Origin of the sequence: Ensifer sp. 1H6 (genome assembly GCF_001976035.1) — a bacterium.
Classification (GTDB): domain Bacteria; phylum Pseudomonadota; class Alphaproteobacteria; order Rhizobiales; family Rhizobiaceae; genus Ensifer; species Ensifer canadensis.
The window spans coordinates 41,621-62,307 of the sequence record NZ_MOAI01000008.1 but is presented as its reverse complement, the minus strand read 5'-3'; the positions used below and the strand labels follow the sequence as shown (position 1 = coordinate 62,307).

Here is a 20,687-nt window from a genome sequence, read left to right as displayed (position 1 = left end):
TCAAGCTTCCTCCTCACCATGCGATTGATCGCGTGGATGAATTGTATGACTTTTTATTGGCGCTTCGCTACTGCATGTTTCTTTAAAATCCCATTCGATTTAAGGAAAAAACATGCAGCACTTCAAAGTGCTACAGCGACCTTTGCGCGTCTAATAAGACGCGCGGTGCTGTAGGGTTTCCGATCAGAGGCGGAAGGACGGCTCGAACCGGCCGTTGACGCTGACGCCGAGTTCGAAGGTCTTGCCGGCATGCGGATCAGCTGCGCGCGCCGCTTCGTCCAGATCCTGCCAGGCCGACGTCACCAGCATGCGGTCGGCCTTCGCCCCGATGAAGGCCGTGCAGCTCGGCTGCGTCGTCGGCATCGCATAGCGCGTGAGACGCACGCCGTCGGGCCTATAGACGTCGACCGTGCCGCTGCCCCAGCGGGCATTCCAGATCAAGCCGTCGGCGTCGCAGACCGAGCCATCGATGCCGCCGGCCTCGCCGCTGCTGTCGACGAGCAGGCTGGGCTCGCCCGTTGGCAATCCCGTCTCGGCATCGATGTCGACGCGCATCAGGTGGTTGACATCGGTGTCGACGAAATAGGCAACGGTTCCGTCAGGCGAAAAGCAGATGCTGTTGGGAATGGTGATCCGGTCATAGAGCCTAGTCACCTGCGTGCCGGCGACGTGATAGATCGCGCCCGCTCCCTTTTCGGCGCTGCGCCCCATGGTGCCGATCCACAGCGAACCGGACGCATGAACGCGGCCGTCGTTCGAGCGGTTGCCGGGCTTGTCCTCCAGCGTCGTCACGAGGCTGAACGCGCCCGTCTGCGTATCTCTCAGGAACAGCCCCTGGTCGGAAACGATCAGTTGCCGGAGCGGATCGATGACGGCAAGGACGCTGCCGAGGAACGGAAGCGCATGCACGGCCTTGCGGCCGGTTTCGAGGTGCAGTTCGTGCAGTTCCTGGCCCTTGATGTTGAACCACCAGGCGGTGCCGCTGCCGGGGTCGTAGGTTGGGCCTTCCCCGAGGATCGAGGTCGCTCCGCAAAGGATGCTGCCGGCAAAAGGAATACTATCGCTCATCATCGTGCTCCGTAGACGGCGTCGTAGGCCTTGACTGTCGCGACGGCGCGCTTGCCGACGTCGGAGGCACTCATTCCGGGCTTGTAGAGGCTCGATCCGAGCCCGAAGCTTCTGATGCCGATCTTGGCATAGTCGGCGAAATTCTCCTCCGACACGCCGCCGACGGCTGCCACTTCGACATCGGTCGGCAGCACGGTGCGGATCGCGGCGATCCCGGAAGGGCCGAGCACGCTTGCCGGGAAGAATTTGAGGCCGGTTGCGCCTGCCGCAGCGGCCGCGAGCGCCTCCGTCGGGGTGAAGACGCCGGGCATGGTCACCATGCCCTTTTGCGCCGCCAGCCGGATCACTGCCGGCTCGACATTGGGGCTGACCATCAGCCGTCCGCCGACATCGGCAAGCTGTTCGACCTGCGCGGTCGTCAGCACCGTGCCGGCGCCGATCAGGCAGCCCTGCGGCGCCATCTTTACCGCGGTTTCGATCGACCGGAACGGGTCCGGCGAATTGAGCGGGATCTCGATCGCGGTGAAGCCCGCCTCGATCAGCGTGCCGACGACGCCTTCGGTTTCCTCGGGCTTGAGGCCGCGCAGGATGGCGACCAGCGGGTATTTCATCGGCGGAAAGGGGATACGGTTCATATCAGCAGTCTTTCGGTCAGAGGGGCCAGATTGCCTGTGCGGCAGTCGAAAGGCCGGCGCGCACGGCCTCGTCGGCGTCGACGATCCGGGGGCTAAGATTGAGGCTTGCAAGTGCTTCGCGATAGAGCGCACCGAGAGAGCCGGAGGCGACGAGGCAGACGCTATCGACGGTTCCGGCCGCTGCCAGGGCGCCGGCGATCTCAAGCCCGATCAGCGTACCCGACAGCGTCGCCTTGGCGTCCGTCGCCGTCGTGCCGTGCAGCAATTGCCCGGCCCGCACGCCGAACGGCAGGTTGGTGGCGAGCGCCGGGTCGGCGTAGGCCGCCGCGACGGCGGCGAGGAACGCGGGATGTCGCGGGAAAAAACCTGCGCATCCGCGACCGAATGGCTGAGAATGGAATGCCTGGCGATCACGTCGAACAATTCGCCGGTCATGAAGGTCGAGAAACCGGTGACCTTGCCGCCGTCGAGCCGCACCCATTTGCTGTGGGTTCCGGGCATGCAGACGAGGTGCCGGCCGTCGCCAAGCCTGGCTGCAGCGCCGAGCAGCTGGGTCTCTTCGCCACGCATGACGTCGGGATGCTGCTGATCGCGCTGGGCAAGACCCGGCAGAATGCGGATGTCGCGGCCGACATCGGGCACCGCGACGGCGCTTGCCGCAATTCTCGAGAGGACGGCGGGCGTATCGAGGTAGCCGGCCTCCAGCCAGCCCTGCTTGGCGCCCGCCATGCCGCAGATGATGACGGGCAGGTGCGTCGGTGCGGCCACCGCCGCCAGATGTGCTTCCAGCACGGTTGAAAAGCCGGTCTTGGCGGCCGTGGTCATGCCTTCGCCGCTGCGCCGCTCTGCAAGCACCGCGCCGTCTTCGGCAATGATCCAGAGCCGAAAGCTCGTGGTTCCCCAGTCGACTGCGGCATAATAGGCTGCGGTCATCAAAGTGCGCCTCCGTCAATGATCATCGTTTGGGCCGTCATGCCCATGGAACTGTTGGACGCCAGGTAAAGGCATGGGCCGACGAGGTCCTCGGCGGTCAGGCTTCGCTTCAGGCATTGTTTCTCCAGCATCGCTGCAATCGCCGTTTCGTCGAGCCAGAGTTTCTTTTGGCGCTCGGTAACGATCATGCCGGGTAGGATCGCATTGACGCGGATATTGTCGGGGCCAAGCTTGCCGGCAAGCGACTTCGTCAATCCGATGATGCCCGCCTTGGCCGTCGCATAGGCGGGGATTTCCGCCATGTTGAGCAGGAAGGCGATCGACGAGAAGTTGACGATCGATCCGCCGCCGGCCCGGCGCATATGCGGCGCTATCGCCTGGCTCATGAAGAACAGGTGCCTGAGATTGACGGCCTGGCTTTCGTCCCAGCTCTCTTCGGTGACGCTTTCGAGCGGCTGCCGGTCGTCGCGTGCGGCATTGTTGACGAGCACGTGGATCGCGCCAAGTGTCGCCGCGGCCGTTTCGGCGGCTGTCCTCAATGCCTCGATATCGCGCAGGTCGGCATGAATGAAGAGCGGCCTATATCCGGCCTCGACAGAAAGCCTGTCGGCGAGCTCCCGGCTTGCCGCCTCGTCGATGTCGACGAAGGCGACGTGCGCCCCTTGACGAACGAAACCTTCGACGAGTGCCGCACCGATGCCGGCGCCACCGCCGGTGACAAGGATACAGCGATCCCTCAGGTCGTGAAATTGGGCCGCAGGCAACGGCATCGGTCGGGCACTCCCCATTCGCGCCGTCCCGGCACGCTTGCAGGTTTCTTTGTTCCAATATGTGGAACGTGATTTTATTATATGGAATTATCGGGCGACGGCGGTTATCTTGTCAAGATAGGATGGCGGACCTTGGACCTTGATGGGACCGGAATGATGCGAGCGACATGAGCGAAGACCTGGCAGTGTTTGCGGATGGTGAGGTGGCGGGTACCGGCACGCTCGGCAAGGCCATGGCCGTTCTTGAGGCCGTTGTGATGGCGGATGGGCCGCAGCGTTTCACCGACATCCTTGCCCGATCCGGCCAGCCGCGCGGAACCTTGCATCGGCTGCTCAGCCATCTCGTCGAGGAAGGGCTGCTCGTGCAGCGGCGCGATCTCTGCTACGAGCCGGGCCTGCGCCTGCTCACACTTGCCTATCGCTCCTGGTCCAGCAATCGCTTCCGCGACGTTGCTGAACCGCATCTTCGCAGCCTGCACGAGTTGACGGGTGAGACTGTGCATCTCGGCATCCTCAGGGAAACCGAGATCGTCTATGTCGACAAGGTCGAAAGCCGGCAGACGGTGCGCATGAGTTCGCAGATCGGCAAGGCCTCTCCCGTCTATTGCACCGGCATCGGCAAGGCGGCGCTGTCGCTGTTGCCGCAACCGGAACTGGAGCGGCTTGTTGCAAAAATGGCGTTCCACGCGTTCACCCCGCATACGCATCGCTCGGCCGAAACGTTGCTGGCGGAGATTGCGGACATTCGCCGCGACGGACACGCTTTCGATCGGGAAGAACATGAGATAGAGATCCGTTGCGTGGCTGCGCCGATCCGTGTTTCGGGTAGCGATCTGACGGCTGGAATCTCGGTTACGGGACCGGCCTATCGGGTGAGCATGGAGCAACTGGCCGCCTGGTCGGGGGCGGTACGGACGGCGGCGGCGGCGATCGGGGAGGAGGCCGCGATTCGCCTCGGTCCGGGCCGCGGTGGACCTTGAGTTCACTTTACGGTAAATTAGAAACTTCGACTGGACGTAGTGTTCCAAGCTCGATAACGTTAATATATCAGACTCGCTTCGCGGTTCCCGCGGACAGAGTTGATTATGACATTGATAGAAATTTTGACGTGATCTTCATGCGGCGTCAGCGGCCGTGCTCCTCCCCGGAGCTGGATGTGGAGAAGGGCGGAAGATGATCGATTTCAGCGCGAATATGGCGTCATTGATGCTTCCTGACGGACGGTCCGTGAGGGGGCCGATTTGTTGCGAGGACGATATCAGACGGGTGATCGGCCAGGTTGCGGAGGCCTACGGCTTCCGTGGTTTCCTTGTGCTCGCCGTTCCGGATACCGGCTGTAACAGCCTTGAGGACAACGCCATCATGACGACCTATCCGGTCGAGTTCCTGAAAGGCTACGACAGCGCTGGCCTGATCAATGGCAGCCCTGTGATCCAGCGTCTGCGCCGCAGCACCATACCGTTTACCTATGATGCCCATCAACTGGCGCGCCGCCGCGCCGATGGCAAGGGCGACGCGGCCATCTGCGTCTTTGAGCAGGCGGGCATGCCGCGCGGCATCTATCTGCCGGTGCACGACGCTGGCGGCCACCGGGCTGCGATTGCCTTTGGCGGCGACCGCCCTGTGGTGTCGAACGACGAGATGCAGGAACTCAATCTGTGGGCCGGTATTCTGTTCAGCAAGCTGGCCGAGGTGCGTGAGCGCGGGCGACGCGGCTCGGGAAGCCTGTCGCGCCGCGAGGTCGAATGCCTGCGCTGGGCCGCCGCCGGCAAGACCACGAGCGAGATGGCGCGCATCCTGGCGCTATCGGAGTATACGGTGAACCACTATCTCAACCGGGCGACGCGAAAGCTGGATTCGGTCAATCGCGTGCAAACGGTCGTCAAGGCCATGCGTGCCGGTTTGATCAACTGAGAATTGGCACATCCTGCACATCAAAGCTGGATGCTGCGGCATGGCGCAGGTCGCTTGTAGGGAAATACACAGGCTTTTGGGCGCGTAGGGCAGGGAATCTCGATCATCTGTTGGCATTGGCCTGCAGGTCGGTCTATTTGATAGTTGATGAATGCCATGGAACGCGCGAATGCAGGATACGATGACCACCGGGACGACTGACGCAGATCTGCCCCGGGGCGGTGATTTCGCGTCCGAGATCGCAAAACTGGAGACCCAGTTCGACATCATCCGCTATATGCGGCGGATCACGCAGATGTTCGGCTTCAAAACCTTTCTCATCTGTTCGATCCCTTCCATTGATGTCGAGCGCCTGGCGGCAACCACGGTCATTTCCAATATGCCGGCAGAGCTGCTCAACAAATATGACAGCCTGTCGATGCTGCGCTTCAGCACCGGCGTCAAGCGGCTGCGGGAAACGACGACGCCGTTCCAGGTGACGCTCGATGCCTGGGAAGGCGAGGGCGGCAAGCCCGATTCAGCCCGGGAATACATTGCGATGCTGCGCGAGAACGCCATCTTCCAGGCCAGCTACTTCCCGGTGCATGACGCCGAAGGCGGCCGTGGCGCCGTCATCCTGATGGGGCCGGAAGCCGAACTGCCGATGACGGTGATCATGGAACTGCAGATGATCGCGATCCATGTCTACAACCGGTTGGCCGAGATCGGTTCCGTGTGGAAGAACAGCAGTGCGTCGCTGTCCGAGCGCGAGATCCAGTGCCTGAGCTGGACGGCGGCGGGAAAGACCAGCGCCGAGATTGCCGGCATTCTCGGCCTCTCCGAGCACACGGTGAACCACTACCTCAACCACGTCACCAAGAAGCTCGACGCGGTGAACCGGACGCAGGCCGTCGTCAAGGCGATGAAGAAGGGCTACATCAGCTAGCCGTCGTTCGGCGCGACGGGCCCGAAGCCTTTCGCCCCGTCTTCCGCGTGGGTCACAGCTGAAAGATGCACCGATCCTGTGCGGATTTGAGACCATTGCCCATAAACTGGGCAGATGCTCTCGGGGTCTCGGGCAACCAACGCCGCATCTAATCCACTGAAAATATTCGCTTTTTTGTTCTTCCTCGAATCTGGCACGCATCCTGCATTGCTAGATGCATGTCCAGAGGGGACTAAAAACAAGACAGCGCCCAAGAAGGTCGCGACAAAAAGGGCCGCCACCCAACCCCGTGTGATCCCTGGATCACGCTTGTGATTCCGGATGTACGGACACCAGGGTGAGTGGCGGCCCTGCTTTTTCCGTTATGTCGCATTGGCGAAGCGCCCTGCCTCGATTATCTAAGGGATAACAAACGTTATCCAAGAGATAGCAGAGAATGAGAGGGCGCGATGCCGGAAGTCACCAGAGACGTGGTTCTTGATAAGCTGCGAACGGTCCGCGGACCGGACATGGAAGGCAACATCGTCGAGCTTGGGCTCGTGTCGGATGTCTTCATTTCGGATGGCAAGGCCTATTTCTCGATCACCGTTCCGGCCGATCGGGCCAAGGAACTGGAGCCGATGCGCGCAGCCGCAGAGCGCGTGGTGCGGGAAATCCCGGGAATCAGCGCGGCGATGGTCGCTCTGACGGCCGACCGCAAGGCAGCACCAGCGGCAGCCCCGGTACAGCGTCCGCAACCGGCCGGCGCCCATGCCGGTCATGCCCATGGCCAGCGTCCGGCCGGCGGCGCGCCCGCCAAGGCAGGCATTCCCGGCGTTGGCGCAATCATCGCCGTCGCCTCCGGCAAGGGCGGCGTCGGCAAATCCACCACATCGGTCAATCTGGCGCTGGCGCTGAAGGCCAACGGCCTGAAAGTCGGCCTGCTCGACGCCGACATCTATGGCCCGTCGATGCCGCGCCTCCTGAAGATTTCCGGCCGGCCGCAGCAGATCGAGGGCCGGATGATCCGCCCGATGGAAAACTACGGCCTCAAGGTCATGTCCATGGGCTTCCTCGTTGACGAGGAAGTGGCGATGATCTGGCGCGGCCCGATGATCCAGTCGGCGCTGTTGCAGATGCTGCGCGAAGTCGCCTGGGGTGATCTCGATGTGCTGGTTGTCGATATGCCGCCAGGCACCGGCGACGCGCAATTGACCATGGCACAGCAAGTTCCACTCGCCGGCGCGGTGATCGTCTCGACGCCGCAGGACCTGGCGCTCATCGATGCCCGAAAAGGGCTGGCGATGTTCCGCAAGGTTGAAGTGCCGGTGCTCGGCATCATCGAGAACATGAGCTATTTCGTCGCGCCGGACACCGGCAAGCGCTACGACATTTTCGGCCATGGCGGCGCGCGCAAGGAGGCCGAGCGCATCGGCGTACCCTTCCTCGGCGAAGTGCCGTTGACCATGGGCATCCGCGAAACATCCGATGCGGGCACGCCTCTGGTCGTTTCCGATGCAGACGGCGAGATCGCCCGCATCTATCGCGACATCGCGACCAAGGTCTGGGCTGAGGTTTTGGCTGCCCGCGACGACAAGAGCCGTGCAATGCCGAGCATCGTCTTCGAATAGGCCTTCATCCAGCTTCGTCGGACGCCATCGTTGCGGTGGCAGCCCGACTTGGCGGTCGCCTGCTGCAGCCCCCTGGAATAGCGGCACAATTTTGTCCGCGCCCCGATTTCGATTCGGCGAAACATGCAGTAGGGTGACGCCGGAACAGTAGACGGCGCCTGTGTCATGTATCGAGGGGGCATTGATTTTGCGTCTGTATTGCGCCATATGCCGTGCCGCACTTGCGAAGGTGCCCAACTTAGCGCCCTCTCGCTGGAGATCTTGTCCTCCCGCGACGACCGAGTTGAGGATTTTGTCCTGACTGGCGGAACGCTTCATCCGATGGAATTCGATTGTGGGAATACTGTGGCGCCGATGCGGTTGCTCACTTTCGCTCGGGTTCGCACCTCTGCCCAGGGCCGCAGCTGCGGGAAGGGCGCCTGAATGATCACGGGCTATTGCTCCAACGGTGAGACTGTCACCCTGTCGGTGGCGGATGAGCTCGTTGCCCTGCGGCCAGATATCGTTTGGGTCGACCTCGTCGAGCCGAGCAAGGCCGAGGATCTGATGATGGAGAAGCTTCTGGGCATCTCGATCCCGACACGCGACGACCTGAAGGACATCGAGCCGTCGAGCCGGCTCTATACCGAGGCCGATGCCGTGTTCATGACGGCGTCGCTGGTCTATCGTTCGGAAACCGATATTCCCGATCTCACCGACGTTGCCTTCATCCTGCATGGCGGGCGTCTTGTGACCATTCGCTACGCCGAACCGCGTGCCTTCGCCCTCTTCAAGGCGGCAATGCATCGGATTCCGGGCGGCTGTCCGAACGGTGTGGTGATGCTGACCCGGTTGCTCGAAACGATTGCCGACCGCACTGCCGAAATTCTCGAGCAGGCCGTGGGCAAGATCGACGATCTGTCGCTGCAGGTCTTTGGCGACAAGGCAGTCGTCAAACGTCGTCCGCCGCATTTTCTGGAAGCGCGCCTGCGCGATGTCGCCGGCCATCACCGGCTGGTCGCCAAGACCCGCGATAGCCTCGCGTCGCTCTCGCGCCTGTTGACCTTCGTCTACACCGTTCCCGAGGTCCAGGCGGACAAGGACAGCCGCGAACTTTGCCGCTCGATCTCGCGCGACATCCAGACATTGTCGGAACATGCGTCGTTCATCTCCGGCAACATCACCTTCCTGCTCGACGCCTCTCTCGGCCTCATCAATGTCGAGCAGAATGCCATCATCAAGATTTTCTCGATCGCTTCGGTGGTATTGTTGCCGCCGACGCTGGTCGCTTCCGTCTACGGCATGAACTTTCGCGTCATGCCGGAACTCGAATGGCCGCTCGGCTATCCCTGGGCGCTGGCTGCCATGGTGATATCCGCCGTGATACCGTTTTTCTTCTTTCGCTGGAAAGGCTGGCTGTAACAGCCTGTAGGACACGCATGACCCAATCGCATGCCCCTTCCACACAAGGGTCGAAAGACCTGCGCCGGCTGCTCGTCCTCGGCCTCGGCTCCATCGGCGTCGTCTATGGCGATATCGGCACCAGCCCGCTCTACGCGTTTCGCGAAGCGCTGCGCCCGGTGTCCCACGACGGCGTCACCGATGTCGAAATCATCGGCCTGATCTCGCTGATGATCTGGACGCTGACGATCATCGTCACGATCAAATATGTGCTGTTTCTGCTGCGCGCCGACAACCAGGGGGAGGGCGGCACGCTCTCGCTGCTGGCGCTGCTGATGAAAACGGGGAATGGCCACACGGCCATCCTGTTCTTCATGGGCATTGCCGGTGCCGCGCTGTTCATCGGCGATGCGATGATCACGCCGGCTCTGTCAGTGCTTTCGGCCGTCGAGGGCTTGAAACTCGTGACCCCGGCGCTGTCGGACTATGTCGTTCCCATTGCCGTGGTCATCCTGCTCTTGATGTTTGCCGTGCAGTCCAAGGGCACGGCCGCGGTCTCCAACTTCTTCGGCCCGATCACGCTCGTCTGGTTCCTGGTCATGGGTGGCATCGGCCTTGTCCACATTTCCGACGACCTGTCGATCTTCAAGGCTTTCAATCCTTATTATGCCGTCAGCTTCATGTTCAATGAGGGCTATGTCGGCATCATCGTGCTCGGCGCCGTGTTCCTGACGGTGACCGGCGCAGAGGCGCTCTATGCGGACCTTGGCCATTTCGGCCGCCGGCCCATCCAGTGGGCATGGTTCCTGGTCGTCTTTCCGGCGCTGACGCTCAACTATCTCGGCCAGGGCGCGTTCATCCTGAAGAACCCCGAGGCGATGTCGGACCCGTTCTTCCTGATGTTCCCGAAATGGGCGCTGCTGCCGGTGGTCATCCTGGCGACGTTCGCGACGATCATTGCCAGCCAGGCGGTGATAACGGGCGCATTCTCATTGACGCGGCAGGCGATCCACCTCGGCTTCCTGCCGCGCATGGCGATCTTCCACACGTCGGAGACACACACGGGGCAGATCTATCTGCCCAACGTCAACACGCTGCTGATGTTCGGCGTCATGGCGCTGGTCTTCGTCTTCGGCTCGTCGGAATCGCTCGCCACCGCCTATGGCATCTCGGTCACCGGCGCGATGGTGGTCACGACAGTTCTCTCCTTCGAGTTCCTGCGTGCGCGCTGGAACTGGTCGGCGCTCTGGGCCGGCGCCGTGCTGCTGCCGCTGTTCGCGCTGGAATTCGTCTTCCTCGGCGCCAACATGCTGAAGATCCATGACGGCGGCTACGTGCCGGTGCTGATCGCCGCGACCTTCATCGTGATCATGTGGACCTGGAAACGCGGCACGGAAATTCTCCATGCCAAGACCCGCCATATCGACATTCCGCTGGCAAGCTTCGTCAAGTCGATCGAGCGCAAGAGCGAACATGCGCCGGTTTCGGTGCCCGGCACAGCGGTGTTCCTGACGAGCGACCCGGAATCGACGCCCGCGGCCCTGCTGCACAACATCAAGCACAATCACGTGCTGCATCAGCAGAATTTCATCCTGACAATCCGCACCGCCAATACGCCGAAAGTGCCAAAGGCCGAACGCGTCAGCGTGCAGCCGCTTTCCGAACGCTTCACCCTGCTCGAAATGCGCTTCGGTTTCATGGAGACGCAAAACGTCTCGCAGGCGCTGGGGCTCTTCCGCAAGTCGGGGCTGAAGTTCGACATCATGTCGACGTCGTTCTATCTCGGACGGCGCAAGCTGGTACCGGACGCCCAGTCCGGCATGCCGCATTGGCAGGACCGCCTGTTCATCGCGCTCGCCAATGCCGCGATCGACCCTTCCGACTACTTCCGCCTGCCGACCAACCGCGTCGTCGAACTCGGCTCGCACGTCATCATCTGACGATACCGGCTGCAAAGACGGCCGGCGGGCCGCAAGGCCCGCTCTTCCGGCCTTTCAGTGAAGACGCATTAACCAAACATCAAGGTTAATGCTTCATTTTCAAGGCTCGAACGAAGCATCGTCGGCACAGCGTCCGGCGGCTTCATTGTCCTAGCGTCCTGCGCGGAACCTGTCCGCTGGCTCATCGCCGGCGAGGGCAGAGCCGTGCCTTCGATCAGCGTTGCGTGGAGTCGGTTGGTGCGTAAGAGTAGCAAACTGCGTCGCGAATCTCGTGTTAACTTCTCCGCCTGGCTGGCTCCGGCACTCATTGGCCTTGCGGTGTATATCGGTTTCCCCACGGTCGCGGCCTATTCCGACCTTGCGACCTTCCTGTCCGGTATCAATCGTGGCGGTGAGCGCTGGCGGATGTACATGACGCCGTCGCCAGCGGGATCGATCCACGAAGTCGAGATGGTCTTTGCCGATCCGATCACGACGGGCGCGCTCGATGGCGGCGCCGGTATCGATCTTCCCGATGGCAGCCGCGTCGCTCTGACCGCAGAAAGCAAGCACGCCGGCACGCCGGATGAAGACCGCGTCAACCGCAAGGGCAAGAAGGGCCGTATCGTCGCCGTCACCCCTGTCACCCCACCCAAGGATTTTACCGCCGGTTCGATCCTGCAGCGCACGAGTTCGCTGATGGAGCCCGGCTTCGAGGGCGCCGAAAAAATGGTCTTCGCCAATCCGAAGATCAAAGGCAAGGAGATCGAGATCGCCACGGCCTTCTACAAGAAGAAGCCGCCGAAGACGGATCCCGGCGTCTCGCCGATGCTGGCCAAGCTTGTCACCAACGACAAGCCCGACATTCTTGCGACTGCCTATGTCCGGCCCGAGCCGGACTATGCGCGTGAATCGCCCTTCGATTCGATCCTGCGCGAGGACAAGAATGCCGGACGTTTCATTCCCGATATCTCTCCCGAGGACCACGCCTGGGCCGCGACCCCGCTACCGGCGGGCGTCTTCAGCAAGGAAGAGCAGACATGCCTCGCCGAAGGCATCTACTTCGAAGCGCGCAGCGAACCGCTGAAAGGCCAGGCGGCCGTCGCACAGGTGATTCTCAACCGGGTGCGCAATCCGACCTATCCGAAGACGATCTGCGGCGTCGTCTATCAGAACAAGGCATGGCGCAATCGCTGCCAGTTCTCATTCGCCTGCGACATGATCCGCGATTTGATCTATTCCCGCTCGCACTGGAAGGAAGCAAAGGAAGTTGCCATGGCGGTCACCGCCGGCAAGATCTGGCTGCCCGAAGTCGGCTCAGCAACACATTATCACGCAACCTATGTAAACCCGGCCTGGGCAAAGACGATGAAGCGTGTCGGCAAGATCGGCCTGCACGTCTTCTACCGGACCTACGGCGGCGGCTGGAGCTGACCAGTTCAGCTGCCGACCCCTTGCGCACAAGCACCGATCGCGGGCCGGAGATTCTGGCTCGCGATCTGCCGATTCCCGGCCTTGTCTGTCAGTATGATGGCGTCGAATGCTATCAAGTGGATGAAATCATTGAAAAATATTGTCCACGCCGAAGCGCTTTGCACGCCTTGACTATGCGGAAGCCTAAAACTATGTTGCGCGCGACTTCAAATGGGGCTGAAACGTGGCTTGAACAGCAGCCTTTTGTGTGGCCGAAATCATGGTCGTGACCGTGTGGGACAACAAGGGGAGAGCCACGTGACGGAGAAACCCGAAGAAAGTCTGGAAGCAAGGCTGAAGCAGCTCGGCGAAAAGATTGAGTCCAAGCGACCCAGTGAGCCGGATGGTGCTGAAGCCCGAGCCGCTGAAAGCCGCAAAGGCTATGCGGCGGCAATGAAGCTCTCCAGCGAGTTCATCGCTGGCATCGTGGTTGGGGCGTTTCTGGGCTATCTTTTGGACCACTTTGCGGGTACAGGGCCGTGGGGCATGATCATTTTCCTGCTCCTTGGCTTTTGCGCCGGTGTGTTGAATGTACTGCGTTCGGCGGGGATGGTGGCGACACTCGACTCGGTCAAGCGCAGTTCTGGGAATGACAAGACGGACGGAGATGACGCCTGAGGCGTCGCCCGGAAAACACGGTATCCGCTCTAAAGGCGGGCAGAACGAAAGAGAAGCGCGGTGTCAAACGATCCGACCCACCAGTTCCTGGTCAACAAGATTGTCCCGATCGAAATTGGCGGAATTGACTTTTCCTTCACCAATGCGTCGCTGTTCATGGTTGCGACCGTGGGTGCCGCTGCCGGTTTCCTCTATCTGACCACATCGCAGCGCGGGCTGATCCCGACGCGCATGCAGTCGGTTTCGGAAATGTCCTATGAATTCATCGCTTCGATGCTGCGCGAAGGCGCTGGCAGCGGCGGCATGAAGTTCTTCCCGATGGTTTTCTCGCTGTTCATGTTCATCCTGACGGCGAACCTGCTCGGCATGTTCCCTTACTTCTTCACCATCACCAGCCAGATCATCGTCACCTTCGCCTTGGCGCTGTTCGTCATCGGCACGGTGCTGTTTTATGGTTTCTACAAGCATGGCTTCGGCTTCCTGAAGCTCTTCGTGCCTCACGGCGTGCCGGGCATCCTGTTGCCGCTGGTCGTGTCGATCGAAATCATCTCGTTCCTTTCCCGTCCCATCAGCCTTTCGGTCCGTCTCTTCGCCAACATGTTGGCCGGCCACATCACGCTGAAGGTTTTCGCTGGCTTCGTCACCTCCCTGAGCGCCCTTGGCGCGCTCGGCATCGGTGGTGCGATCCTGCCGCTCATCATGACCGTCGCTATCACCGGTCTTGAATTCCTCGTCTGCTTCCTCCAGGCCTATGTCTTCGCGGTACTGACCTGCATGTACCTCAACGACGCTGTCCATCCCGGAAGCCACTAAGGAATACAGTCGCTTGCTTCCGGCCGGTCCTCCGTCGGAAGCGCAATCCTAAGCCGCAACACCATTCGAAGGAGTTCAATCATGGAAGCGGAAGCAGCAAAGTACATCGGCGCAGGTCTGGCTTGCCTCGGTATGGCCGGCACGGCTCTCGGCCTCGGCAACATCTTCGGCAGCTACCTCTCTGGCGCGCTGCGCAACCCGTCGGCTGCTGACGGCCAGTTCGGCCGCCTCGTATTCGGCTTCGCCGTTACGGAAGCTCTGGGCATCTTCTCGCTGCTCGTAGCCCTGCTCCTCCTCTTCGCCGTCTAATAACGGCTGGAGTTTCGGCCGCGACCTGTCAAAGGGTCGCGGCCGCGCATATTCTTGAGTGCACCTGGAGGTGAGCATGTTTGTGACCGCGGCCTATGCCCAGCAGTCAACCACCACTGAAGGCGCCGAAGCACACGATGCCGCTGCGGCCGGTGAGGTGCACACCGAAACGGGTGTGGCCCACGAAGGCGAGGCTGGCTCCGGCGTGTTCCCGCCCTTTGATTCGACCCATTTCGCATCGCAGCTGCTCTGGCTCGCGATCACGTTTGGCCTCTTCTATCTCTTGATGTCGAAGGTCATCATTCCGCGCATCGGCGGAATTCTTGAAACCCGTCACGACCGCATCGCTCAGGATCTCGACGAAGCGTCGCGCCTGAAGGGCGAAGCTGACGCTGCCATCGCATCCTATGAGCAGGATTTGGCAACTGCCAAGGCCAAGGGTCATCAGATTGCAGACGGCGCGCGCGAAGCTGCCAAGTCCAAGGCTGTCGCCGACCGCAACGCTGTCGAAGCCGATCTTTCCAAGAAGATCGCCGCTGCGGAAGACCGCATCGCCGACATCAAGGCCAAGGCACTCGCAGACGTCGGCGCTATCGCCGAGGAAACTGCAACGGCCGTCGTCAAGCAGCTCATTGGTGGCACCGTCACCAAGGCTGAGATCGTCGCTGCCGTCAAGGCATCGGCCGTTAACTGAGGAGCACTGAACCATGCATCTTGATGCGACCTTCTATGCCCTCGTCGGCTTGATCCTGTTCTTCGTCCTGATTGCCTACCTCAAGGTTCCGGGCATGATCGGCAAGGCGCTCGACGGACGCGCCGACAAGATCGGCAACGAACTGGCGGAAGCCAAGCGCCTGCGCGAAGAAGCCCAGGCCCTCGTTGCCGAATACCAGCGCAAGCGCAAGGATGCCGAAGCGGAAGCTGCCGGTATCGTTGCCGCTGCCCAGCGCGAAGCAGAAATGCTGACCGCCGAAGCCAAGCAGAAGACGGAAGAATTCGTCACCCGCCGGACCGCGCTGTCGGAACAGAAGATCAAGCAGGCCGAAAGCGACGCGATCAACGCCGTTCGTTCGGCTGCCGTCGATCTGGCCATCAGCGCTGCCGAAAAGATTGTTGCTGCCAAGGCTGACGCCGGCGCCCAGAGCGAGCTGTTCAAGAAGGCACTTGGCGAAGTCAAGTCGCGCCTGAACTAAGCCTCGGCTGCAAGATACGATTTAAAGGCCCCGCCACGTGCGGGGCTTTTTGTTTTTGGGATAGCCTTGGGTGATGCGTGCGAGCGCCAGTTCGGGATGTCTTCCGTGACGTCCGGAACCTGTTTGGGCTCGATAAGGGGGGAAACCCCGCGGAACGCCGGCCGATGGTCAGGGGCGGGCGGCGGATTACCGCAGATGCGGTGACCGGAGCGGCTCGGCAGGGGGCGGAGACATGGCTACAGCAAAGCCTGCCGCGTCACCGCTCGTCTGTCTCCGTCTATGACGCGCTGCGCCGTCAAGCGCACCTTCCGGGGGGGCCGCCATCGGCATCGGTTTGTGTCGATCCAGACGGCGAGGTTTCAACGATGCCGAACGTCAATCCTTGCGCAGCGGACGGAAGCTCATGCGATGCAGCGGGCAGGGGCCCTTGGCATCGATTGCCTTGCGATGCACCACTGTCGCGTAGCCGGCATGAGCCGCAAAGCCGTAGCCGGGGTGAGCGACATCGGCCCGTTCCATCATCCGGTCGCGCGTCACCTTGGCGACGATCGATGCCGCGGCGATCGAGAGCGAGCGGGCGTCGCCCTTGACCACCGCCTTGGCGTGACAGCCAAGACCGGGCGGAACATCGCGGCCATCGACCAGCACGAAACGCGCGGTCAGGGACAGGCCGTCGACGGCCCGTCGCATCGCCTCGAGGCTTGCCTTGCGGATATCGATGGTATCGATCGTGGTGGCCGAGGAAGAGGCGATGGAAACGGTGGCGGTTGCCAGGATCTCATCGAACAGCCGTTCGCGCTCAGCGGCGCTCAATTTTTTGCTGTCGTTCAGGCCTTCGGGGATGGCATCCGGGTCGAGGATGACCGCGGCGGCAACGACGGGTCCGGCAAGCGGCCCTCGGCCGGCCTCGTCGGCGCCAGCGACCGGCCAGGCGCCGTCCCTTCTGGCAGCCAGTTCAAAGCTGAAATCGGGCGCAAGGATAATATCCGGGAAAAGGGGAGAATCGGTCGATCTGCGATGTGACATGCGGCGAAACTCGCATGATCGACCGATTCTCTTCAAGTCCCCCGATCTGAGTGCGGCGGCAGCCGGGGGGTATGCCAGCGTCATCCTGATGAGGCACGGAGGAGACGCCGGAATTCAATTCTGTCGCCGCGCGCCAGATATGACGCGCGAGGGACGCTGCTCGCATGAACTTGCGCCGTGACCTGCTTCCCAAATCGCAGCCGATCCAGGGAACCGGGCGTCTCAAGACCGATGCCTGCCCATTCCGGCCAACCATTGAGGTTATTTTGCCTTCAGGCCACACCTCGCATTCCTGACCTGAGCGGTCGAAAACTCCACTTCTCCAGCGACATACGCAATACCGATTGCCGCTAGGGCGTTCCGATTTAGACGGAATCGCGGAACGCTCTATCTCCTTGTTTTTACGCATTTCCTGACGGAAAACCGCTTCGCACTTTTCCTGGAAATGCTCTAGAGCAGCGATAGCTGGACGCCGGTTCCGAGTGGCGGCACGAAAATGTCGTCGCGCAACTGTCGACGATTGAGGTTGAGACCGAGGCGTTTGGCCGCAAGTTCAAACCGGCGGCCGATCTGCCAGGCATAGGGACCGGCGCCCTTCATGCGCTTGCCGAACTCGGCGTCATAATCCTTGCCGCCACGCATCGAGCGGATAAGCGACATGACGTGCCGATAGCGGTCCGGATAGTTCCGCAGCAGCCAGTCGCGAAAGAGCGGGCTGACCTCCAGCGGCAGGCGCAGCAGCACATAGGTCGCTTCCAGCGCTCCTGCCGATCGGGAGGCTTCCAAAACCCGTTCGATCTCATGATCGTTGAGGGCCGGGATGATCGGCGACACCAGCACGCCGGTCGGAATGCCGGCTTCGGTGAGGGCGCGCATCGCTTCCAGTCGTTTGGAAGGGGTCGAAGCACGTGGCTCCATCGTACGCGCCAGCTTTCGGTCGAGCGTCGTCACCGAAATGCCGACCCGTGCAAGTCCCTTTTCTGCCATCGGTGCAAGCAGATCGATGTCGCGCGTCACCATCGCCGACTTCGTCACGATCATGACAGGATGGTTGGCGGCCTGCAGCACTTCGAGGATCTGGCGCATGATCCGCCATTCCTTCTCAATCGGCTGGTAGGGATCGGTGTTGGTGCCGATCGCAATCGGCCTCACCTTGTAGTCCGTGCGGGCGAGCTCGCGCTCCAGCAGGCGTGGGGCGTCGGGCTTGGCAAAGAGCTTCGCCTCGAAATCGAGGCGGCCGAAAGCCCCATATAGGCATGTGTCGGACGGGCAAAACAATAAATGCATCCATGCTCGCAGCCGCGATAAGGGTTGATCGAGCGATCGAAGGAAATGTCGGGAGAATCGTTGCGGCTGATCACCGAGCGCGGCTTTTCCACCTGCACCTCGGTCTTGAAGGGAGGCAGGTCCTCAAGGCTCTCCCAACCGTCGTCGAAGACCTCGCGCGCCTGCGGCTCAAAGCGGCCCGACATGTTCAGTCCGGCACCCCGCCCGCGGCGACGGTCATTCTCGATCCTGAGACCGGTCCCGCTCATCAATGCTTCGGCAACCTCTGCCGTGTTGGCGGGTGCAAGCGCACCCTGCCTGATCTGAGACAGCTCTTTCATCGGAATCTCCGAGGGATCACCCGTTTGATCCCGTTTTGTTCTGATTATTTTCCTATCGCGAAAACAAGAACAATTCAAGAACAAAAATCGCGCGTGCTGAAACGAGAGCGACCGGCATGACTTGGCGATCGGACAAATCGCGGGCGCGGTCATGCCACGCGGATGTAGCATTTTACGCTGCAATGCGGTAGGAACAGCTATGCTGACGATCATCATGGAAACACGTGACAACGAGGCGGAACTGGCACAGACGCTGTCCGTGCTCGTGGCAGGCGCCGTCGAAGGTTTGGTCAGCGATGTCATCATCCTCGATCATGGCTCGAAGGACGGGTCGGTGCGCGTGGCAGATGCCGCCGGCTGCCGTTTCTGCGTCGATTGGGATCTGGGCGAAATCGTGCGCTCCGCGCGCGGCGAGTGGCTGATGCTGCTTGAGCCCGGTGCTCGGCCGATAGGGCGCTGGGTGGATGAGCTCGTCGAGTATGTGTCGCTTCACAAGGGGCCGGCCCGTTTCTCGCCATCGCGAATGCACCGCAAGCCGTTGCTGCATCGTCTCGCGCGGCGCGTAAAGCCGCTGGAGGCGGGCTTCCTCGTGCACAAGCGCGACGCCTTGGCGATCGCGCGCGGGAAGATGCCGCTGGGCGAAATGACGAATATCCGCGCCGTTCGAAAGCTTGCGACGGAGCTTGTCCCCGCCTGGGTCGCCGTTGACAGCAGGCAGAGCGCCTAGAGTAAATTCGCTCCAACAAAAAAGGTGCCTGTCCTGCGGACGGCACCTCCAAGCGGCTACCAAATTTCCTTGCTAGCAAAGTCTTGTCCGAGCGACCGGGCGAGCCGCGCGTCGTATGTTTTTGTTCCCATCGCTTGGGGGGACATCGGCGATGGGCCGTCTTTGCTCCGGTCGAAGGATTTGCTCGGATCTCGTTGCGATCCCTCAATGCGAGCTGACGTTGGAAGCTGTAGCAGGCGGTTGCGGGTTTCGCAGTTCCCCAGGGAACAGGCTTGTCTCGCGGCACAATTGGGTCGCCGATTGAGGCGTCAGCCCCGTTTCAGATGCTCGTCGAGCCGCGGCATGATCTCGACGAAGTTGCACGGCATGTGCCGGTAGTCGAGTTGTTGCTTGAGAATGCCGTCCCAGGCATCCTTGCAGGCCCCGGGGGACCCCGGCAGGACGAAGATGAAGGTGGCGTTGGCGACACCGCCTGTCGCGCGCGACTGAATCGTCGAGGTGCCGATCTTCTCGTAGGAAATCCGGTGAAAAACTTCGGAGAAGCCATCCATGCGTTTCTCGAACAGCGGTTCGAGCGCCTCCGGCGTGACGTCGCGGCCGGTGAAGCCTGTTCCGCCGGTGGTGATCACCACGTCGATTGTCTCGTCGAGCGTCCAGGCCTCCACCTGATCGCGGATCCTTTGCCGATCGTCCGGCACGATTGCGCGTGCCTCCAGACGATGACCGGCGTCGCGCACCCGCGCCTCAAGCGTGTCGCCGGATTTGTCGTCGGCCAGCGTGCGCGTGTCGGACACTGTCAGTATGGCGATGCCGACGGGGACGAAAGGGCGATTGTCATTGATCCCGGCCATTCTATTTCCCTCTGCCCACGGTTCTGCCGGCGAGAACGTACCATTCAGGATGGGCGGCAGAAAGAGTGTAGGCGGCGCGCTGCGCGCTTTCGTCGCTGTCGAACAGGCCGAAGCAGGTGGCGCCTGAACCGGACATCCGCACCAGCGCGGCTCCGGTTGTTGCCAGCGCGCCGGAGACGTCGGCGATTACCGGCTGCAGCCGGCGCGCCGGCGGCTCCAGGTCGTTGCGCATCGCCGCCATGGCCGAAAGCCAGGCCGCAGGGGAGCCGAGGCCATCCGGGATCACAAGCGGTGGGTTGTTCTTCTTTTCCAGCGTCCGGAAGATCACCGGCGTCGAGACCGCGACCAGAGGATTGACCAGCACGATCGGGAAGGAGGGAAGCTCAATGGCAGGGGTGATCTCTTCGCCGATGCCACTGGCAATAAGCGACCTGCCGTCTAGGCACATTGGCACGTCGGCGCCGAGTTTCAGCGCCAAGGCGGCGAGCAACGCCGGTTCGATGCCGGTCTTCCAGAGGTCGAGAAGGCCGCGAAGCGTTGCGGCCGCATCGGCGGACCCGCCGCCGATGCCCGAGGCGATGGGCAGGTTCTTTTCGAGATGAATGTGGACCGGGCCGGTGTCGACGCCCTGCGATGCCAGAGCCTGGCGCAGCAGGTCCCGCGCCTTGAGCACGAGATTGCCATCCTGGTCGTCACCCGTCGTCGACAATTCGGCGGCGAATGGCCCGGACAGAGTGAAACGGTCCTGCTCCGACGGAGTCAGGCCGATCCGGTCGCCGCGATCGGCAAAGGTGACGAGACTTTCGAGAAGATGGTGGCCGTCGGCCCGTTGGCCGACGACATGCAGTGCCAGGTTGATCTTGGCGGGCGCCGCCCGTGTCAGCGCGAAGCCCGCAATCTCGCCTTGAAGCATGCT

At 61.8% G+C, this 20,687-nt stretch carries 19 protein-coding genes and 2 pseudogenes; 13 read left to right on the top strand and 8 right to left on the bottom strand.

The window, feature by feature from the left end; genetic code table 11:
- Nucleotides 1–183: 183 nt before the first annotated feature.
- The 4 genes and pseudogenes from BKP54_RS11685 to BKP54_RS11670 form a co-directional block, all read right to left on the bottom strand.
- Nucleotides 184–1,068 (bottom strand): SMP-30/gluconolactonase/LRE family protein, encoded by an 885-nt coding sequence (locus BKP54_RS11685; RefSeq protein WP_025426086.1) that lies wholly within the window; start codon nt 1,066–1,068, stop codon nt 184–186.
- Complete coding sequence (locus tag BKP54_RS11680) at nt 1,068–1,703, bottom strand: 2-dehydro-3-deoxy-6-phosphogalactonate aldolase (protein ID WP_025426087.1); 636 nt, start codon at nt 1,701–1,703, stop codon at nt 1,068–1,070. Before BKP54_RS11680 ends, BKP54_RS11685 begins: the two co-directional genes overlap by 1 nt.
- A 16-nt stretch (nt 1,704–1,719) precedes the next feature.
- A pseudogene (locus BKP54_RS11675) lies at nt 1,720–2,639 on the bottom strand (2-dehydro-3-deoxygalactonokinase).
- Nucleotides 2,636–3,406 (bottom strand): SDR family oxidoreductase, encoded by a 771-nt coding sequence (locus BKP54_RS11670; RefSeq protein WP_057211578.1) that lies wholly within the window; start codon nt 3,404–3,406, stop codon nt 2,636–2,638. The pseudogene BKP54_RS11675 and the gene BKP54_RS11670 overlap by 4 nt, the downstream one beginning before the upstream one ends.
- A 167-nt stretch (nt 3,407–3,573) precedes the next feature.
- On the opposite strand from BKP54_RS11670, the gene BKP54_RS11665 reads away from it, so the two are divergent.
- The 12 genes from BKP54_RS11665 (at nt 3,574) to BKP54_RS11605 (ending at nt 15,560) form a co-directional block, all read left to right on the top strand.
- Nucleotides 3,574–4,386, top strand: a complete 813-nt coding sequence (locus tag BKP54_RS11665; RefSeq protein ID WP_025426090.1) for an IclR family transcriptional regulator — start codon at nt 3,574–3,576, stop codon at nt 4,384–4,386.
- A 193-nt stretch (nt 4,387–4,579) separates the two neighbouring features.
- Nucleotides 4,580–5,320, top strand: a complete 741-nt coding sequence (locus BKP54_RS11660; RefSeq protein ID WP_025426091.1) for an autoinducer binding domain-containing protein — start codon at nt 4,580–4,582, stop codon at nt 5,318–5,320.
- A gap of 169 nt (nt 5,321–5,489) precedes the next feature.
- Nucleotides 5,490–6,245: a LuxR family transcriptional regulator gene (locus BKP54_RS11655; protein WP_025426092.1), complete on the top strand. Its 756-nt coding sequence runs from the start codon at nt 5,490–5,492 to the stop codon at nt 6,243–6,245.
- A 449-nt stretch (nt 6,246–6,694) separates the two neighbouring features.
- Nucleotides 6,695–7,855: an iron-sulfur cluster carrier protein ApbC gene (gene apbC, locus BKP54_RS11650; RefSeq protein WP_025426093.1), complete on the top strand. Its 1,161-nt coding sequence runs from the start codon at nt 6,695–6,697 to the stop codon at nt 7,853–7,855.
- Between the two features lie 423 nt (nt 7,856–8,278).
- A complete protein-coding gene (locus tag BKP54_RS11640) occupies nt 8,279–9,256 on the top strand; it encodes a magnesium transporter CorA family protein (protein ID WP_025426095.1) in 978 nt (325 codons plus the stop codon).
- A 17-nt stretch (nt 9,257–9,273) separates the two neighbouring features.
- A complete protein-coding gene (locus tag BKP54_RS11635) occupies nt 9,274–11,175 on the top strand; it encodes a potassium transporter Kup (protein ID WP_025426096.1) in 1,902 nt (633 codons plus the stop codon).
- Nucleotides 11,176–11,412: 237 nt separating this feature from the next.
- Entirely contained in the window at nt 11,413–12,588 is a 1,176-nt protein-coding gene (locus BKP54_RS11630) for a cell wall hydrolase (RefSeq protein WP_025426097.1), read from the top strand.
- Nucleotides 12,589–12,885: 297 nt separating this feature from the next.
- Nucleotides 12,886–13,245 (top strand): AtpZ/AtpI family protein, encoded by a 360-nt coding sequence (locus tag BKP54_RS11625; RefSeq protein WP_025426098.1) that lies wholly within the window; start codon nt 12,886–12,888, stop codon nt 13,243–13,245.
- Between the two features lie 60 nt (nt 13,246–13,305).
- Nucleotides 13,306–14,058, top strand: coding sequence for a F0F1 ATP synthase subunit A (locus BKP54_RS11620; RefSeq protein ID WP_025426099.1), 753 nt, complete (start codon nt 13,306–13,308; stop codon nt 14,056–14,058).
- A gap of 81 nt (nt 14,059–14,139) precedes the next feature.
- Nucleotides 14,140–14,367: a F0F1 ATP synthase subunit C gene (locus BKP54_RS11615; protein ID WP_025426100.1), complete on the top strand. Its 228-nt coding sequence runs from the start codon at nt 14,140–14,142 to the stop codon at nt 14,365–14,367.
- A gap of 76 nt (nt 14,368–14,443) precedes the next feature.
- Nucleotides 14,444–15,061, top strand: a complete 618-nt coding sequence (locus BKP54_RS11610; RefSeq protein ID WP_025426101.1) for a F0F1 ATP synthase subunit B — start codon at nt 14,444–14,446, stop codon at nt 15,059–15,061.
- Nucleotides 15,062–15,074: 13 nt separating this feature from the next.
- Nucleotides 15,075–15,560 carry a F0F1 ATP synthase subunit B gene (locus BKP54_RS11605; protein WP_025426102.1) on the top strand — a complete coding sequence of 162 codons (486 nt, stop codon included), beginning with the start codon at nt 15,075–15,077 and terminating at the stop codon, nt 15,558–15,560.
- Nucleotides 15,561–15,935: 375 nt separating this feature from the next.
- Here the strand turns inward: BKP54_RS11605 and BKP54_RS11600 are convergent, their stop codons facing one another.
- Entirely contained in the window at nt 15,936–16,586 is a 651-nt protein-coding gene (locus BKP54_RS11600) for a ribonuclease HII (RefSeq protein ID WP_025426103.1), read from the bottom strand.
- 450 nt (nt 16,587–17,036) lie between these two features.
- A pseudogene (locus BKP54_RS11595) lies at nt 17,037–18,193 on the bottom strand (PA0069 family radical SAM protein).
- Between the two features lie 199 nt (nt 18,194–18,392).
- Between BKP54_RS11595 and BKP54_RS11590 the strand changes: the two are divergent.
- The gene (locus BKP54_RS11590) at nt 18,393–18,920 is read left to right on the top strand and encodes a glycosyl transferase (protein ID WP_025426105.1); all 528 of its coding nucleotides are present in this window, start codon (nt 18,393–18,395) and stop codon (nt 18,918–18,920) included.
- A gap of 308 nt (nt 18,921–19,228) precedes the next feature.
- Here BKP54_RS11590 and moaB read toward each other — a convergent pair whose 3' ends face one another.
- A complete protein-coding gene (gene moaB / locus BKP54_RS11585) occupies nt 19,229–19,771 on the bottom strand; it encodes a molybdenum cofactor biosynthesis protein B (RefSeq protein WP_025426106.1) in 543 nt (180 codons plus the stop codon).
- A gap of 1 nt (nt 19,772) precedes the next feature.
- Complete coding sequence (locus tag BKP54_RS11580) at nt 19,773–20,684, bottom strand: 4-(cytidine 5'-diphospho)-2-C-methyl-D-erythritol kinase (RefSeq protein ID WP_025426107.1); 912 nt, start codon at nt 20,682–20,684, stop codon at nt 19,773–19,775.
- Nucleotides 20,685–20,687: the final 3 nt, after the last annotated feature.

Excerpts from the sequence above, each read along its gene's own strand:
- BKP54_RS11685 (WP_025426086.1), bottom strand. The coding sequence starts at position 1,068 with ATGAGCGATAGTATTCCTTTTGCCGGCAGCATCCTTTGCGGAGCGACC.
- BKP54_RS11680 (WP_025426087.1), bottom strand. The coding sequence starts at position 1,703 with ATGAACCGTATCCCCTTTCCGCCGATGAAATACCCGCTGGTCGCCATC.
- BKP54_RS11670 (WP_057211578.1), bottom strand. The coding sequence starts at position 3,406 with ATGCCGTTGCCTGCGGCCCAATTTCACGACCTGAGGGATCGCTGTATC.
- BKP54_RS11665 (WP_025426090.1), top strand. The coding sequence starts at position 3,574 with ATGAGCGAAGACCTGGCAGTGTTTGCGGATGGTGAGGTGGCGGGTACC.
- BKP54_RS11660 (WP_025426091.1), top strand. The coding sequence starts at position 4,580 with ATGATCGATTTCAGCGCGAATATGGCGTCATTGATGCTTCCTGACGGA.
- BKP54_RS11655 (WP_025426092.1), top strand. The coding sequence starts at position 5,490 with ATGCAGGATACGATGACCACCGGGACGACTGACGCAGATCTGCCCCGG.
- apbC (WP_025426093.1), top strand. The coding sequence starts at position 6,695 with ATGCCGGAAGTCACCAGAGACGTGGTTCTTGATAAGCTGCGAACGGTC.
- BKP54_RS11640 (WP_025426095.1), top strand. The coding sequence starts at position 8,279 with ATGATCACGGGCTATTGCTCCAACGGTGAGACTGTCACCCTGTCGGTG.
- BKP54_RS11635 (WP_025426096.1), top strand. The coding sequence starts at position 9,274 with ATGACCCAATCGCATGCCCCTTCCACACAAGGGTCGAAAGACCTGCGC.
- BKP54_RS11615 (WP_025426100.1), top strand. The coding sequence starts at position 14,140 with ATGGAAGCGGAAGCAGCAAAGTACATCGGCGCAGGTCTGGCTTGCCTC.
- BKP54_RS11610 (WP_025426101.1), top strand. The coding sequence starts at position 14,444 with ATGTTTGTGACCGCGGCCTATGCCCAGCAGTCAACCACCACTGAAGGC.
- BKP54_RS11605 (WP_025426102.1), top strand. The coding sequence starts at position 15,075 with ATGCATCTTGATGCGACCTTCTATGCCCTCGTCGGCTTGATCCTGTTC.
- BKP54_RS11600 (WP_025426103.1), bottom strand. The coding sequence starts at position 16,586 with ATGTCACATCGCAGATCGACCGATTCTCCCCTTTTCCCGGATATTATC.
- BKP54_RS11590 (WP_025426105.1), top strand. The coding sequence starts at position 18,393 with ATGCTGACGATCATCATGGAAACACGTGACAACGAGGCGGAACTGGCA.
- moaB (WP_025426106.1), bottom strand. The coding sequence starts at position 19,771 with ATGGCCGGGATCAATGACAATCGCCCTTTCGTCCCCGTCGGCATCGCC.
- BKP54_RS11580 (WP_025426107.1), bottom strand. The coding sequence starts at position 20,684 with ATGCTTCAAGGCGAGATTGCGGGCTTCGCGCTGACACGGGCGGCGCCC.